Here is a 15696-nt window from a genome sequence, read left to right on the forward strand (position 1 = left end):
CATTGCACCGCCAGTCCTACCCGCCCCAACTCACTACGCTGGCCCGGCGGGATGCCCACGGCGAACAGGGAGACCATGACGCACCGCACCGATTGCATCAACCGCATCGAGCAGCTCCTGAACGAAGGCGTCCGCGACAAGATCTACCCAGGCGCCGTGTGGGCCGTCGGCAACGCCGCCGGGCCCCTCGCCCACGGCACCACCGGGGTCCTCGACCCCGACGAGCCGGACACCCCGATGCGGCGCGACACCGTCTTCGACGCCGCCAGCCTCACCAAGGTCCTCGCCGTCTGGTCCTCCATCGGCGCCCTGTGGGAGGAAGGCAAGCTCGACCTCGACGTCCCCCTCAACGACATCTGGCCCGAAGTCGCCGGCCGCCCACTCGGGGCCGTAACTGCCCGCCAGCTGCTGACCCACACCGCCGGCGTCCCCTTGCGGGCCCAGCTGAAGAACCTCTACGGCACCGACCCACAGGACGTGCGCGACGGCGTTCTCCACGAGGCCCTGCACCGTCCTCCCGGCGAGGCGGTCGAGTACACCGACCGGGCCGCCCTCATCCTCGGTTACCTCGCCGAACATCTCTCCGGCCAGCGCCTCGACCGGCTCGCCACGGAACGGATCTGGCAGCCGCTGAGCATGACCTCCACACGCTTCGGGCCGCTGCCCGCCGAGATCGCCGCCCGCTGCGCGCCGACGGAACTCGACCAGGACAACGACACTCACCTCAAGGGTGTCGCCCACGACTTCTCCGCCCGGCTCCTGGGCGGAGTGTGCGGGATCGCCGGCGCCTTCACCGTCCTCGACGACCTCGCCCTCTTCCTGCGCCACATGCTGGACACCTCAACCAGCCTGGGGCGAGCCGGATTCGGCCCCGCCTGGACCAGGCAGTCACTGACCGTCCAGACCGGCACCCTCGAACCCGTGCGCGGCTTGTTCTGGCACCCCGCCCCTGGCACCCACCCCGATGACGACATCTGGGTCCACTACGGCTTCACCGGCACCGGCATGTGGATCTCGCCCCAACAGGGGCGCTGGGCAGTCCTACTGACCAACAAGCTCTACTACACCCGCGACCGCCAGCCCTTGACCGACGTTCGCAACGCCTTCCGCGCTCTCGCCTTCACCTGAAGCCACTCCCGCGCGCTGGAATCCGGACTCCGCTACCGTTCCGGCCGGATCGTGGAGAGGGCGCGTGCCGTGCGCCGGTCGCTGACCACCAGCTCACCGCCCAAGGTGGTGCGCGAGTTCTACGAGCGGTTGCACGGCGTCTACCTGTAGGAGGACAGACATGCGGGTGGGGATCACCGGTCACCGCGGACTGAGCACAGAGGTTGAGAAGCGCGTGCGGACACTCCTGGCCGATGCGGTGAGCGGGCACGACGCGGCGGAACTGGTGGGTATCTCGTGCATCGCCGACGGCCCCGACACATAGTTCGCCGAGGTCGTGCTGTCCGCCGGCGGACGCCGTGAGGTCGTCGTCCCGGCCACCGAGTACCGCGACAGCCTGCCGGAGTGGCACCACTCCACCTACGACGCGCTGAAGTCCCGAGCAAGCGACGTGCACGAGACCGGCATGACCCCATCCGACTCCGAAGCGCACATGACCGGCTCTGAGATCCTCGTCGGGCTCGCTGACGAGCTGGTCGCCGTATGGGACGGGAAGCCGGCATGGGGGTACGGCGGCACGGCGGACGTCGTGGCCTACGCCGAGCGGAACGGCGTGCCCGTTCGGGTGCTGTGGCCGGAGGGCGCCTCACGCTGACGGGCACCCAGTACGGCTCCGTTGTCCACGTCGATCGCCAGTTCTCTTCGCAGCGATTCGGTGGACACCGGGGCCGCGGCTGGATCAGACCCCACCCGCGCCGTCCCTGGTGGCGACGACCAACCCGGCCCCGAAGTCCGTCACTAGCTGGTCCACCACCCCCACAAAAGGCTCGCCAGTGTCCGCAGCGCGGCACCGACAATCCACCGCACAACGAGCGCGGCGATCCGCCGCCGCAGCCTCGGCGTTCGCCAGACGTACCGCGCTTTACGACAGAGAATGCGCATTGTCTGTCCAATCCGTGGACTTGACCAACCAAGCGATCGGTCACACGTCACCTGACCTGTTCGGATCGGGGTTCGGCGAGAAGTAACTCCCGCCGGAATACAGGTATGTGGTGGTCAGACAGGCAAGGAATAGGGTTCGTAGAAGGTTCGGAACGAACGGGGGAACGGCATGGTGGACGTCCCGGCGGCAGCCTCACGCCTGGCCGAGGAGCTGGGGGCAATTCGGCGGGCATCCGGGCTTACGTTCGGTCAGATCATCCAGCTGGCCAAGCGGCAGTCCCCTCCCGTCACCCTGACCAAGAGCACTCTCAGCGCGTGGTTCAGCGCTCAGAGTGTTCCGCGGGCCGGGGCGCCTTTCGCCTTCCTGACCGAACTCCTCGATAGCCGCGCTGGTTCGAGGCCCGGGCCACAGTCCCGTGCTCGGTGGGAGAATCTACGCCGAGCGGCCGAGCAAAGCAGGACCACAGCCCGCCGCGACACTGCGGCGTCCGGGCCACGCACGCAGAAGCCGCTTGGCGTTACGCCCAGCAGCGCAAAGCCGTTACGCATAGGTCTGGTCCCTGAACCTGCCGATGTGCTCGTCGAGCGGGAACATCGCGATGCCCTGGCACGCGCTCTGGATGACCCCGAGGACAGTGACATCGGGGACGCAGCCAGCGCAGTTGTCAGGGGGTGCGTGGTCACAGGAGCCGGAGGCGTCGGCAAAACCAGCCTGGCCGCCGACTACTGCCGCCGTACCGCTTACGTGGCAGGCGGTGGAGTGGACATGCTGATGTGGGTGACGGCGAACAACACGCCTGCCGTGACCGGTGCCTACGCTCAGGCAGCCCGTGCTCTTGAGCTGGTGCCCGGCGGTGAGAACACCACGTATGCCGCTGAGCAATTCCTCAACTGGCTCCGTGTCACCGAACTCAGCTGGCTCATCGTCCTCGACGACGTGCACTCCCCCGGTGCACTTGAGGGATTGTGGGTGCCTCGACGCACCGCTGGCCGTGGGAGGGTCATCGTCACCACGCGAAGCCGCGAAAGAGATTTCGTCACGGCAAGTGGACACCCGTTCCTTTCGGTTGGCGTCTTCACGGCCGAGGAATCCCTTACCCACCTGCGCAACACGCTGCAGCGGGCCGTGCCCGCCGATGCCGACGCGGATCTGGCGGGGCTCGCCGATGACCTTGGTCATCTTCCCCTGGCGCTGTCGCGGGCCGGCGCATACCTCGACTACAACGCCTCGTGCAGCATCGCCCGCTACCGAAGCCTGCTCGCGGACCGCCGGCTCACCCTTGAACGACTGATCCCTGCTGTGCGCGGCAGTGCTACGGCAAGCTCACTGGCAGCGCTGTGGGACATCTCCGTCGACCAGGCCGACCAGCACACCGGCGCGCTGGCTCGCCCCATGCTGGAACTGGCGGCCGTCCTCGACGGGACAACTGGCATTCCCGCCCCGCTGTTCACCAGCGGGGCCGCCCGCGCTTGGCTGACCGAGCGCAGCAGAACAGACCGACCCGTCGACGAGCTCGCGGCCGAGCACACCTTGGCAACGCTGGACCGGCTCCACCTCATCGATCACACCCCGGGCGAGGGCTGTGACGACTCATGGCTGGTCCGCGTGCACCAGCTCATCCAGCGTGCCGTACGCGAGCAGCAACCTCCTGGTTCCTCGCCCGACATCCGGACACAGCGCAGGAACACCGTCCTGCCGGCGGCTGCCCACGCCCTGCTTGATATCTGGCCCGACACTGCGCACGACCAGGACCACGCACAGCGGCTGCGGGCCAGCGCCCGCTCGCTGGCCACCCACGATCAGGACGGCGAGAGCCACCCCCTGTGGCAGGACGACACCGCATACACCCTTCTATTCCGGCTGGGCACGAGTGCGGGTGAATCAGGCGACATCTTCTGGGCACGCGCCCATTTCGACACACTCCGCTCCCTCTCCCACCAACACCTTGGGGCCGACCACCCGCACACCCTTGTCGCCCGCAGCGAGCTGTCCCGCTGGCAAAGCCGAGCCGGCGATCATGCCGGAGCAGTCCAGACCCTGGAAAGCCTTGAGGCAGACCACCTCCGGTTGTTCGGCTACGAGGCCCCCGAGACCCTCGTAACTCGTCACAACCTTGCACTCGAGCGGGGTGAGACGGGCGACACACATGGCACTATCGCCGCCCTGACAGAGATTCTCGCTGTCCGGCAGCGCAACGGAGCGGACCGTGGGGAGATACTCTCCACCCTCCACAACCTTTCTTACTGGAAGGGCGTCGCTGGTGACGCAGCAGGAGCTGCTGCGTCTTACCGCGAGCTGATTCCAGTCATGGAAGAAGAGTTCGGTGCCGATGCCGAAGGCACCCTGACCGCCCGCCACAACCTGGCCCGCTGGCTGGGTGAGGCAGGCAACGCTGCCGAGGCCGTCAGCTTGCTCGAGGCGCTGCTACCCGACCAGACACGAGCGCTCGGACCCCGGCACCTGCGCGCCCTGACCACCAGGCAGAGCCTTGCCCGTTGGCAGGGAGAAGCGGGCGAGACGGATAAGGCCATAGACGGATATCAGGCGCTGATCCCCGACATGGGTGAGATCCTGGGCCCAGACCATCCCGAGCTGCTCACCGCGCGCCACAACCTCGCCCGTTTGCAGGCAAGAACCGATCCGGCCACCGCATCTGAGAACCTCGCCGCCGTCATCGCCGATAGAACCCGAGTCCTCGGCCCTCACCACCCCGACACACTCAGCTCCCGACACAGCCGCGCCCTGTGCTTGGGCTGGGCAGGAGAGCCCCAGAAGGCTGTTCAAGCACTGGAGGATGTCCTCCGTGATCAGCAGCGCCGCATCGTGCCAGAAGGCGCAGAGATTCTCAGTACCCGGCACAGCCTTGCCGTCATGCGTGGTTTTGCAGGAGCACCCCAGGCAGCCATCGCCGCACTGCAAGAGCTCCTCCCTGACCAGGAACGTGTTTTGGGCCCTGGCCACCTCCAAACCCTGACGACCCTCGATAGCCTTGGCCACTGGCAGGGCGAAACGGGTGACGCACTGACGGCAAGCGACACCTACCAGGCCCTGCTGACCCACATCGAACGCCACCTTGGCGCTGATCACGTCGCCACACTGTCGGTGCTGGACAAGCTCGCCATGTGGCGCGGACGCGCTGGCTACCCCAGGGAAGCCGTCGGCATTCTCACTCGGATGCTCACAGACACACGACGCCTCGTAGACCCTGCTCATCCCATCATCACCACCACCAGCAACAACATCGCCCACTGGCTGAATCAGGCCCACATTGAGGAACACCGCCACCGAAGCTGAGACCAAAAACCACAGGTCCCATGAAGCCGCAGATGTGCCCTGGGTTCGGTGGAGCTGTCCGCATGGAATCGGACCACAGATTGGGAGATGAGGTGGCCCATGGCTGCAAGCTTCTCCGCTCAGCAGAGTCATTCGGGACCCATGAGTTGGGCGAGTAGTGCCACCACCGCAGTGGCTCCCACCAAGGCCGCGCCGACTTCGGGTGCATGCAGCGTCAGGGCGACGACAAGGACTCCGACTATCAGGAGGACTACGAGGCGCAAGCTGATCTGTTCCATGAGGATCTACCTTCCGTATGGCACCGACTGGGTTGTGCATCCAGCCTGGGTGCTTACAGGACGGCCCTGACGGCTCAAGACGATCGCTGACACCATCGGCCAAGAACAGCCGCTGTATGACACTCATGACAGATCCTGACGCCCGTGAGTACAGGCGCCAAGCCGCCTGATTTGCAAACGATGCAGAAGCACAGGAGGGGGCAGAGATAGTGGTCGCTCAGCCGTGGAAGAGGCCCGATCTGGCTGACCAGCCTGACCTGAAGAAGCTGAACGACGAGCTCCACGATCTGAGGCTGGACGCGGGACTCCCGTCAGCCCGCGCTATTCGCGACCGCGTCGGGAAGGACGCGCAGGACTACTGGATCGTGAATCACCAAGCAGTGTTGGACACGTTCCAGAGGCCAGACCTACCCCCGTGGGGCCGCCTTGAGATGATTGTCCGTGTCCTGGCCGAATTCGCTCGACACAGCGACGTAGACGGCGAAGTTGATCGTTTCAAGGCTCTGTGGAAGCAGGTCGTCAGGGAAACGGTCGCCCAAGCATCAGTACACCCTCCGGCAGATACCACAGGATCCGCCGGAGACGATGACGTGAACAACACGACTGCCCCTTCCGAGGGCTCGCCGAAGCAGGACACTGGGGCCTCAAGTGGGCAGGCAGCAAAAGAGCCACCAGCCGGCACGGAGACACCGACCAACGCCAGCCAAGACTCTGCGCAGTTCAACTACGCGCATGAGTCATTGAAGGGACTGATCCTCAACGCGGCGCAGGCTCTGTGGCACGACAAGGACGCATTGAGAGTGTTCCTCGGTGTAGTTCGCCGTAGTGAAGGCTTCGTCAGGATGGCTGACGCCGCGGAGGAGCAACGGCCGGCGAACGCGACGTTCTACGGCGTGAAGAGCAGAGAGTTCGAGGTGGACCGCTCCCCGGCGCGGCTGGAGTTGGTCACGCTGCATCGCCGCCTTGACGAACACAGGCTGAAGCGCAAGTGGTCCTTCACTGATATGGAGGAGCAGACCGGAATTTCGTCGGATGCGTGGATCCGCTGGTATACCCACGATGAGCTGCCCGAGCGGGAGGCACTTGTCGCGTTCTCCCACATGGCGACCCTGACACAAGAGGATCACGTCCTGTTGCTCGGCCTGTGGGACGCAGCCCATGAAGCGTTGGAAGCGCAGAAACGCTCTGCCTCATTGCCGTCCGACATCAGCTTCGATGAAGCGTGGACCATGCGTGATCCGGCGGCACCGAGGTTGTGGGCACTGGCGGGTGTCGGGGGCGACAACCTGGCCGCATATGGCCCTGATCTGGCCTCCGGCACTGCTCCCGCGTTCGTTGTGGCCGGGCCCGCGAAGTCAGGTCGCTCCACGGCACTGGTGAACATCGCACGTTCTCTCCTCGCATCTGGCGCCCAGGTCGTCTTAGCCACGCCCAGGCCGTCACCTCTACGGGAATTGGCCGATCAGGACGGCGTGGTTGCTTGCTTCGATCAGGGCGACATCGGGCACGACGAACTTGAGGAGGCCCTGTCAGTGGCGTCCGCTGAGGAACCGGTCGTTGTCGTGATGGACGACGCGGAGGTCTTGGGCGAGTGCGATGCCCAGCGTGTGCTGCGGAACTTGCTAGAGCACGGGTTCGACGAGGGTACAGCGCTGGTCTTGGCCGGCGATGAAGACAAGCTCGGGCCGAGCTACCCCTGGCTGGGCAAAGCGAAGAGAGCCCACCGTGGCCTCCTGCTGTCTCCTCAGGAGCGGCGCGCCGGTGATTGGATCGGCATCAAGACGGGAGACTCCATTGTCGGCCGCCCTCTCACTCCTGGCCGGGGCTGGCTCCACCTTGGGGACGGCAAACTCATGGCAGTTACCGTGCCCCGTTAAGGTCTGCCCCCTGATTGGACGGCGCCCTCCCAGTAGCCCACATCGGCTCGTCCTTCGGTGTCGTACGCGGTGTGGACGAGGTGGAGGAAGACTCCGTCGGCACAGGACGCCTGCGAGGTTCAGACACCTCCTGTCCGTCACTATGGGTCCCGTAGGTGGCCAAGTGCCTCGGCGGAGGCCACATGCGGTGAATGAAATCCAGCCGCGTGGTTTCAACTCACCTTCAAACCACCCCGGTGCACTGTCACACTGCTCGGCAGGACGAGCAGCTCGTCCAGGTTGACCTCGGGGGAGGGTGAACGATGGCGCAGTACCGCAAGGGGCATTACCGCGCAGCCACGTACGTCAGGCCCACAGCGGTCTCGCGGCGGGGGAAGAAGCCGTCAACGTGGGCCATCGTGGCTGCAGTGATCGTGGTCGTCGCCCTCTGGAACACGATTTTCGGAAGCGACTCGGACAAGTCCGATACAACACCCCAGAAGCCAAGTCCAACTGCGGAGGTTTCCCGGGTTCCGTAGGCACCGAAGCTCAACGCGACTTTGGTCTCCCGATACGGCCGGTCAGCCTCCGCCAGGCGCCTCCTACAGCAGGCTTCGTAATCTGGCGTTTCGGCGGCTGCACAGCAGCAGTGGTGCTCGATTGCTCCACCCGAAGTCTCGTCCAGGCTGCGTGCCATTGCTCCACCTGTTCGTCGGGCACACCACAGGCAGACAGGAAGGTCGGTATAGCCGTCCATGTCCTGGGCAGGGTCTCGCGAGTGAGCAGATTGCTGACACTGCCTTCCGAAATCCGCCCACCCGACCGTTGGCTAACCGCCTTCTGTGTCAACCCGGACGTCTGACGAACATTCTGAAGTCTGGCGATGAACCCTTGGACGGTGCGGATGCCCTCCGGCGCAGGCCAAGTGCGGCTGGCCAAGTCCAGGCTGTCCGAGGTGGCTACTGAAGGTCCAGGCAGGAAGGCTCGATTCCGTCCGAGCGCCAGTCGAGCGCTGGTGTTCCTATTGCGAGCCTGCGGCATGGGGCGCTGCTTAGCTCCAAGCGCGAGGCGCAGGTGCCGGTATACGGCATCGAGCTCCAGCAGCTCCGGCCCACCAGCCATGCCTGTACGAAGGACTTCCAGCAACTCTCCGGTGAAGGCCGTGTAGGTCTCGCCGGGCGGCGCCAGGGCGTAACTCGTCTCCGACGCTGCAGCCAAGAGGTAACTTCCCTCCACAGATGCTTGATCTACCAGTTCCGGCGTGCCGGCCATCGCCCCAAGTGCCAGGCCGCCGAAGCAACAGTCCAACACGATCACCTGCCGTTCTGCCGGACCGTCCAGAACCGCTTGGCGCACATAGTCGTAGGGAAGCCCCGACTCCACTCGCCGCTGATGGGACTTGGGCAACGCAAGCTGCAAGGCGTTCTGCAGGTCGATCAACCCGTGTCCTGCGTAGTAAACGAGCAGAGTGTCGCGGGCCTGCTTGGCAGCGGATCTGAGCTCAGCCATCACTTCATCGTTGGATACCGGGTTCGACACGACCACACAGTTCTGCGGCGGCAGGCTCCAGGAAGTGGGGAGACAGAGTGCCTCGGCAAGCGCGGTGAGGTTGTTGGCGACAGCCGGAAGCTGCTCCAGGTGATCAAATCGACTGGAGCCAATCAGGACGGCTCGTGATGCTCCTGGGTCGGGCAGCACAGTCACTCGCCCTGCCCCTCCCCGCCCTGCCTCTCACTCAGGATGCGGATCACGCGCTCCACTTCCTCGTCGCTGCAGTTCGTGAGCGAGACGGTGGTGTCGTCGCGGCTGATCGTGATCTGGGGATTTTGCGGCCGCGTCCGCTTCCACGCCACGACGGCCATCACGAACGAGGCCGCACTCCACCCGTTCTCGGTCACCAGCTTGATCACCTCGACAGCGGATCCCATCTGCCCCGGCTGGAGTGATGCCCCCTGCAACTCCAGGGTGGCCGATCTGCGCACACCCGCGTCACTCCGTAGCCAAGTGTGGAGTGAGCGCAAGTCACTCGCACCGTGTTCCATACGCAGATCAACGCGCACAACGCCCCCTGTCCCCGTACCAATTACTCGCGCTCGACACCTGCGATCCCATCGTCGGCCAAAGTCGCAGCCCACGAGAGGCGTTCGCCGGAACTATGTGCCGTGCCATCCCGGTGACCGATCGCTCTGCTGTACAGACGTCCTTGCGAAGCGGATTCAGCACACATGCAGCTGGGAAACCCCGCGAACACGTGAGAACTACGGAGGGTGTTTTCCCAGGCCAGACGCACCGCAGTCAACATTTCCGCAGGTCACAGCCCCGCCCAAGGGAAACTCCTAAGGCGAGTGTCCCGTCTCACCGAAGGTTGAGCGTTCTCACCGAACTTTGACTGCCTCGGTCGGGTCTGTCCGCTCTCGGCACGTGCTGAACCAGCCGCGTGACCGCCCGGTCACGCGGCTGGCGAGGTGGACTCCTCAACTGCCTTGAGGAGCCCGCTGGCACATGCCGGTCTCGGGTGCTACCGCGCCGGTCAGACCTGAAGGATCAGCGCTTCCACTTGTTCGAGCGTCGTCACGCTGGCCTGGGCCGCGGCCCGGGCCTTCGTCAGCTTCTCCATCCACTCGATCCGCTGCTCGGCCGGGAGTGCGTCCTCTCCGAGCTGGACTCGCAGGCGGTGCGCCTCTTCGAAATCCGTCATCAGGGTGTGGGCGGAGTCCACGGCCTGCTGGTAGCCGCTCTCGACGAGTTCCACACGGGCGGGCAGCTCGCGGCGCAGCGTGGCCAGCTGGTCGTGCGGGTTGGCTGGCGGAGCGCCGTTCACGGTGGCAGTGGGATCCGTGCTGGTCCCTGCCGTGGGGGACGTGGTGGTGCTTCCGGGGCTGCCTGGGACCGGGCGGCTGAGCTCCACGGGGAACGTCTCGTCGAACCAAGCCTTGTCGGCGACGTAGTGTGTGGGCCGGCCCTCGGTGTCAGGAGCGATCACCATCCCCGCGGTGATCGGCGTCCGGCCATCCACCCAGTGCCGCTCCCCGTAGCAGACCAGAGGCTCACCGCCGCCCGCCTCGGGCGGCTGCGTCGCGTCCGGGTGCTCCAGCACGGCCCTCGCGAACGCGAGGAGGAGTGCCCGGCTGATGTTCGGGGCGCTGGTTGCCGTGTACGCCAGAGTGAGGGCGGCGAGGGCACTCTTAGGGGTGCGCCGCACACCCTTGCGTCCGTCGCCCGCCTCGCTGCCCTGGCCAGCGGTGATGAACGGCTGCGGAGCGTGGATCAGCGCCGGCGCCATGCGCTGGACGAGGGCGGCCCAAGCGGCCGTGTCGCCGGCCTCTGCCCCGAGGAGGAGCGCCTTGAGCGACCGCGGGTCCTGTCCGGCGCCCTTGGCGGTCTCCGGGACGCCGAAGAAGCCGAGGGCGGAGAGGATGTTGCCCCGGTGCAGGAACAGCTGGGCGATGGCGGCGGACCAGAGGCGGGTGCGTGCCTCTGCTGTCTTCGCCTTGGTCTGGCTCCACGCCGGCTCCTGCAGCGTTCCCCTGACGATCGGCCAGAAGCGCCCCGTGTCGCGGACGGTGCGTGCGTTCGTCCGCTTCGGGGCCTCGGGCGGGATCTCGGGGAACACGAGTGCGGTGATGGCGCGCACCGCGATATCACGGAGCACGGTGGGGGAGACGTCATCGCCCGCGGGCACGAGCGGCACGAGCGGGTCGAGCGGTCCGTTGGCGGTCAGCGCATCACGCACCCCGACCAGGTCGAGGAGGTCCGCGCCGCGCGCGTCGGGGAACGCCTCGGCGAGCGCTTCCGCGAGGTGCGATTCCCTGGCGTATGCGTCGACGAGCGTCGCGAACAGGGCAATCAGACGCGCATCCTCGTCGTAGGGCTGGATGCCGCGCAGGTGGTCGTTGACGTTCAACGTCCGCAGGACGTGTTCCAGCGCCGCCGGCTTGGTGCAGCCGATCACGATCTCCGCGGAGACCGTGGCGATCTTCCCGGCCCGGACCGACGGGTCGGTCGCCTCCGTCTCCGGCTTGGCGGCGGCCTCGTTGAGCCGGTCGGACAACCGGTTCAGGATCTCCCGCTGGCCCAGCAGCAGCAGCTCGGGATCGGCCTTCTTGCCCTTCGGCATGGGCAGGAGGGACTGGGGCATCCCCGTGACCAGGTGTTCCGGACGCACACGGAAGATGTTGAGACGGGCCAGTGCGCGGTTGTTCCCGGTCACGGCGGCCAGCCGCCACAGCTTCGACACCGTGCCGTCGGGACGGGTGATCTGCCACTGCTGCAGGACGTTCATGCCCTTGGAGAGCTGACCCGCGTCCACGAGAGACTCAGCCAGGTCGTAGCCGCGGGTCTTGCCGGCACGCTCCAGACTCTCGGCGGCGTACCGCTGCATGTGGACGGCCACCTCGTACGGCTGCTCAGCGAGAGCGAGCGCCGCCTTCGGCTCCCCATCCTCCTCCGCCGCCCGGACCACAGGCCGCGGCCGCCGGCCACCGAGGGCGGTGAGGAGGGCCTGGCGCTCGCCTTCGAGTTCCCCCACCCGGCGCTCGGCGTCCTGGTGCTTCTGCGTGGCCGCCGCCAGGGCCTGCGCGGCGTACGTGTCGTCACCGGCCGCGCGGCGGCAGCTCTCCCGTTCTTTCTCAACGGTCTTCTCGGTCTTCCTGGCCTCGTGCAGCTCCAGCTCGGCGACGATGAGCTCCTTGACACGCTGGCTGGCCTCAGCAACGGGCGGCGACCAGCAGTTGACGGTGCGGTCGTTGAGATCCCACGGGACCACGGCAGCGCCATGGACGTCACACATCAGCAGGAGTACCTGCTCGTCGCCGGCCTGCACGAGACGGAAGGCCGAGGGCTTGAGCACCTTCTTGTTGTTCCGGCTGGCGATCAGTCCCTTGATTTCGGTATCCGGGAGAGCGGTGGCCAGCCCCTCGGTGATCGCCTGCCGAGGAGGGGGCACGACCCCGTGTTCCGCGCAGGTGTTCTCGATGGCGTCCGCGAGGTTCCGGCCCCAGGTGTCGGTGCCGATGTGCGGGAAAGTGCCGTCGCGTCGTTTCGCGACCATGGTGTCGTCCTTCCACCCGGGCGTGCCGGGCGAACACAGAAGCTCCCGTCTCTCGGGAGCGTGTCACGCGCCCGAGCACCGAAGCCTCGTGCCGACGAGGAACGGGCCGACACCCTGCAGGAGAGTGGGCGGCGCTCCTCGCCCCGTACGGCCCACCTGCCAACGCCCGAAGAACGATCAGCCCCAACAACGCCTCGGTGGCGTCTGGACGTTTCGCAGCTTGCTCCTGCTCCGCCGACGGCGGCATGAGGCGGACGCCGGTGATGAGCCACCGACGTGCACCACGGAATCTGCCACCCGCGCCCGCGCAATGCCGAACTAGTACGGCGGAGTTTCACTAGGTTAGGTGAACTAGCAACCAATTGTGCTACTCGCAGGCCGATTTGAGGTATCGCACGATGACAACGGAGCCGTGTCAGATGGCAAGTTGGGCGAACTTTTGACCTGCGGGCCGTCGGTGGTGACCAAACTCCGACCTGCGCGGTACGCCTGGCTCAGTCGGCACGCAAGGCGGTCAAAGTTCGGTGAGAACGCTCAACCTTCGGTGAGACGAGACAGCGAGTATCGAAGGTCGGGTCCTGCCAAGACACATGTCCGGTCTCCGTTGGTCTGGTCCCCGTCTCAGGTGATCTGGTTCGCCGATGTGTGCGCCGCTGATCAGTGTTTGCGGGGCTGATCTGCTGTTCAGGGACGGGTCGTCGGTGCTGTCCGGCATGATGATGCCGGGTGCAGCGGCACCCGTGGTGAGCAACTCACGATGAAGAGGCGTGCGGTGGACAAGTTGAGGCTGGAACAGGAGTGGGAGCTGGGAGACCCGCTTGGGGAGGGCGGATTCGGCCGCGTCTTCGAGGCCCGCTCTGCGAACGGCGAGCCAGCAGTGGTGAAGCTGATCCCCAAGAGCCCCGGTGCCGAACGCGAGCTGCTGTTCTCCGGCGAGGGCGTGTGCAACGTCGTTCCGATCATCGACAGCGGTGATCACGGGGACGACTGGGCGCTCGTCATGCCCCGGGCGGATAAGTCGCTGCGCCAGCACCTGATGGAGTCCGGTGGCGTGCTCCCGCTGGAGGAAGCCGTCAAGGTTCTGCAGGACATCGCCGTGGCGCTGGCCGACCTGGACGGCGAGGTCGTGCATCGAGACCTCAAACCGGAGAACGTCCTTCTACTCGATGGGCACTGGTGCCTCGCGGACTTCGGCCTCGCACGTTACGCCGACGCCGCAACCGCAACCCACACCTGGAAACTCAACGGCACCAGCCCCTACGTCGCCCCCGAGCGGTGGAGGCTTCAGCGGGCCACCATCGCCTCCGACATCTACTCTCTAGGCATCACCGCCTACGAAATGATCACCGGCACCGTCCCGTTCCCGGGCCCCGACTTTCAGGACCAGCACCTCCACTCCGCCCCACCTCGCCTCGTGGCCGTCCCGGCTGCCCTCGCCGCGCTCGTAGAGGAGAGTCTGTACAAGGCTCCGCAAGCCCGACCGACCCCCAATAACGTGCTGGCCCGGCTGGATCGCCTCATGCAAGCCCCACTCTCGGGTGGGCTGGCCGCGCTGGCGGAGGCGAATCGCAACGAGGCGACCCGGAGAGCCGAGGACGGGAGGCGCCTGTCCCAGCACCGCACCGAACAAGAACGCCGCCAGGATCTGTTCGACGCTGCGAAGAGCGCCCTGTCGCGAATCTCCGAGACGTGCCTCATGGCCCTCACGGGAGCGGCCCCCACGGGTGAGGTCCGGCAGGGAGACGACGGAGGTTGGATCTTCAAGCTGGGCCACGCCACGCTGCACCTGTCCGCCACCCACGCGGCAGCGCCGGAGGTGTGGCGAGTCGGCTCGGCACCGCCCTTCGACGTCATCGCCTACGCCACGATGTCCCTACGCCTCCCCGACAACCAACAGGGCTACCAGGGGCGCAGCCACTCGCTGTGGTATTGCGACGCTCAGGTCGCCGAGCAGTACCGCTGGTTCGAGACGGCATTCATGATCAGCCCCCTGCTGGCGGAGCGCGCCATTGTCGAGCCCTTTGCTCTCCTGCCGGACGCGGAAGCCCGGGCCGCGCTGGGCCCTGGCATGGACGTACGCCAGGTGGCGTGGCCATTCAACCCATTGGACGTCGCGGAACTCGACGACTTCATCGGCAGGTGGGCGGACTGGCTGGCCAAAGCCGCGAACAGGCGACTCACCTTCCCCACCCACATGCCAGAGCACCCGCCACAGGGCAGCTGGCGGTAGCCCACTCCTCCGTGACGATCTGCCCTCGACGAAGCCGCGCGCCAGCCCGCCTGCGCGAATAACTGGCATCAGTTCGAAACAGCGGAGCCGTGGTAGGACTTCTCGCACTGCCGCATAGGGCGGGCTGCCAGAGGACGCCTTCCGGGCAGCCACCAGAACGGATTCAGCACACATGAGGCCGGGAAACCCCGTGAACACGTGAGAACCACGGAGGGGTGTTTTCCCAGACCAGCCGCCCTGCAGCGCACGTTTGCGCAGGTCACAGCCCCGCTCAGGGAAAACTCCTAAAGCGGGTGTCGCAGGTTCGAATCCTGCCGGGGGCACAAGGGCAAAGGCCCCGGACCGATCATGGTCCGGGGCCTTTGACATCCACCGCTGGCATCAACGAGCACGGTCACTGACGACCGGGACGCCTCCTGAGCAGCCGATCCATGTGACTCATCGCCTCGCGCTGCGCGTCCTGCACAACGTGCGTGCAGACATCCATGGTGATGCCGATCTGACTGTGCCCGAGGATCTCCATCACGACGCGGGGCGCGACTCCGGCCGCTGTGAGGAGGGTGGCGGTGCCGTGCCGGGCGTCGTGCAGCCGGACGATGCGGATGCCGGCGGAGTCGGCGATGCGGGTGAAGGAGCGGTAGACGTTCCGCGGCTCGACCTGGCGACCGGTGCGGGTGGTGAAGACGTAGCCGGACGCCTGCCACTTCTCCCCCGCCTTGGCGCGTGCGGCGGACTGCCGCATCCGGTGCCAGCGCAGCGGGGCGATGCAGAGCGCGGGCAGCGGTACGGCGCGACGACGGCGGCTCTTCGGATCGTCGTCGTACAGGACGCCACGGCGGCGCTGCGTCTGCTACGGACGTACAGGACACGATTGTCGAGGTCGAGATCGGACCAGCGGAGGCCGATGATCTCTCCCCGTCGGGGCGCGCTCCACCCGG

The 15696-nt window shown here is 66.4% G+C and carries 7 protein-coding genes and 2 pseudogenes; 5 read left to right on the plus strand and 4 right to left on the minus strand.

Annotated features, from left to right (window positions below; genetic code table 11):
- The first annotated feature begins 75 nt into the window (after positions 1-75).
- The 4 genes and pseudogenes from ACIQTP_RS37785 (at position 76) to ACIQTP_RS37800 (ending at position 7499) form a co-directional block, all read left to right on the plus strand.
- On the plus strand, positions 76-1128 hold the full coding sequence (locus ACIQTP_RS37785; protein ID WP_403408477.1) for a serine hydrolase domain-containing protein: 1053 nt from the start codon (positions 76-78) through the stop codon (positions 1126-1128).
- A 160-nt stretch (positions 1129-1288) separates the two neighbouring features.
- A pseudogene (locus tag ACIQTP_RS37790) lies at positions 1289-1762 on the plus strand (hypothetical protein).
- An 861-nt stretch (positions 1763-2623) separates the two neighbouring features.
- Positions 2624-5344: a tetratricopeptide repeat protein gene (locus ACIQTP_RS37795; RefSeq protein WP_403408479.1), complete on the plus strand. Its 2721-nt coding sequence runs from the start codon at positions 2624-2626 to the stop codon at positions 5342-5344.
- Between the two features lie 487 nt (positions 5345-5831).
- Positions 5832-7499: a hypothetical protein gene (locus ACIQTP_RS37800; protein ID WP_403408481.1), complete on the plus strand. Its 1668-nt coding sequence runs from the start codon at positions 5832-5834 to the stop codon at positions 7497-7499.
- A gap of 528 nt (positions 7500-8027) precedes the next feature.
- Here ACIQTP_RS37800 and ACIQTP_RS37805 read toward each other — a convergent pair.
- From ACIQTP_RS37805 to ACIQTP_RS37815, 3 genes are all read right to left on the minus strand, one after another.
- The gene (locus ACIQTP_RS37805) at positions 8028-9182 is read right to left on the minus strand and encodes a caspase family protein (protein ID WP_403408483.1); all 1155 of its coding nucleotides are present in this window, start codon (positions 9180-9182) and stop codon (positions 8028-8030) included.
- On the minus strand, positions 9179-9520 hold the full coding sequence (locus ACIQTP_RS37810) for a hypothetical protein (RefSeq protein ID WP_403408485.1): 342 nt from the start codon (positions 9518-9520) through the stop codon (positions 9179-9181). Before ACIQTP_RS37810 ends, ACIQTP_RS37805 begins: the two co-directional genes overlap by 4 nt.
- A gap of 488 nt (positions 9521-10008) precedes the next feature.
- The gene (locus ACIQTP_RS37815; protein WP_403408487.1) at positions 10009-12528 is read right to left on the minus strand and encodes a hypothetical protein; all 2520 of its coding nucleotides are present in this window, start codon (positions 12526-12528) and stop codon (positions 10009-10011) included.
- A 772-nt stretch (positions 12529-13300) separates the two neighbouring features.
- On the opposite strand from ACIQTP_RS37815, the gene ACIQTP_RS37820 reads away from it, so the two are divergent.
- Complete coding sequence (locus ACIQTP_RS37820) at positions 13301-14758, plus strand: serine/threonine-protein kinase (protein WP_403408489.1); 1458 nt, start codon at positions 13301-13303, stop codon at positions 14756-14758.
- A gap of 394 nt (positions 14759-15152) precedes the next feature.
- On the opposite strand, the pseudogene ACIQTP_RS37825 reads toward ACIQTP_RS37820, so the two are convergent.
- Positions 15153-15679, minus strand: a pseudogene (locus tag ACIQTP_RS37825) (tyrosine-type recombinase/integrase); the annotation flags it as partial.
- Positions 15680-15696: the final 17 nt, after the last annotated feature.

This window comes from Streptomyces sp. NPDC090798 (assembly GCF_044768965.1).
Taxonomy (GTDB): domain Bacteria; phylum Actinomycetota; class Actinomycetes; order Streptomycetales; family Streptomycetaceae; genus Streptomyces.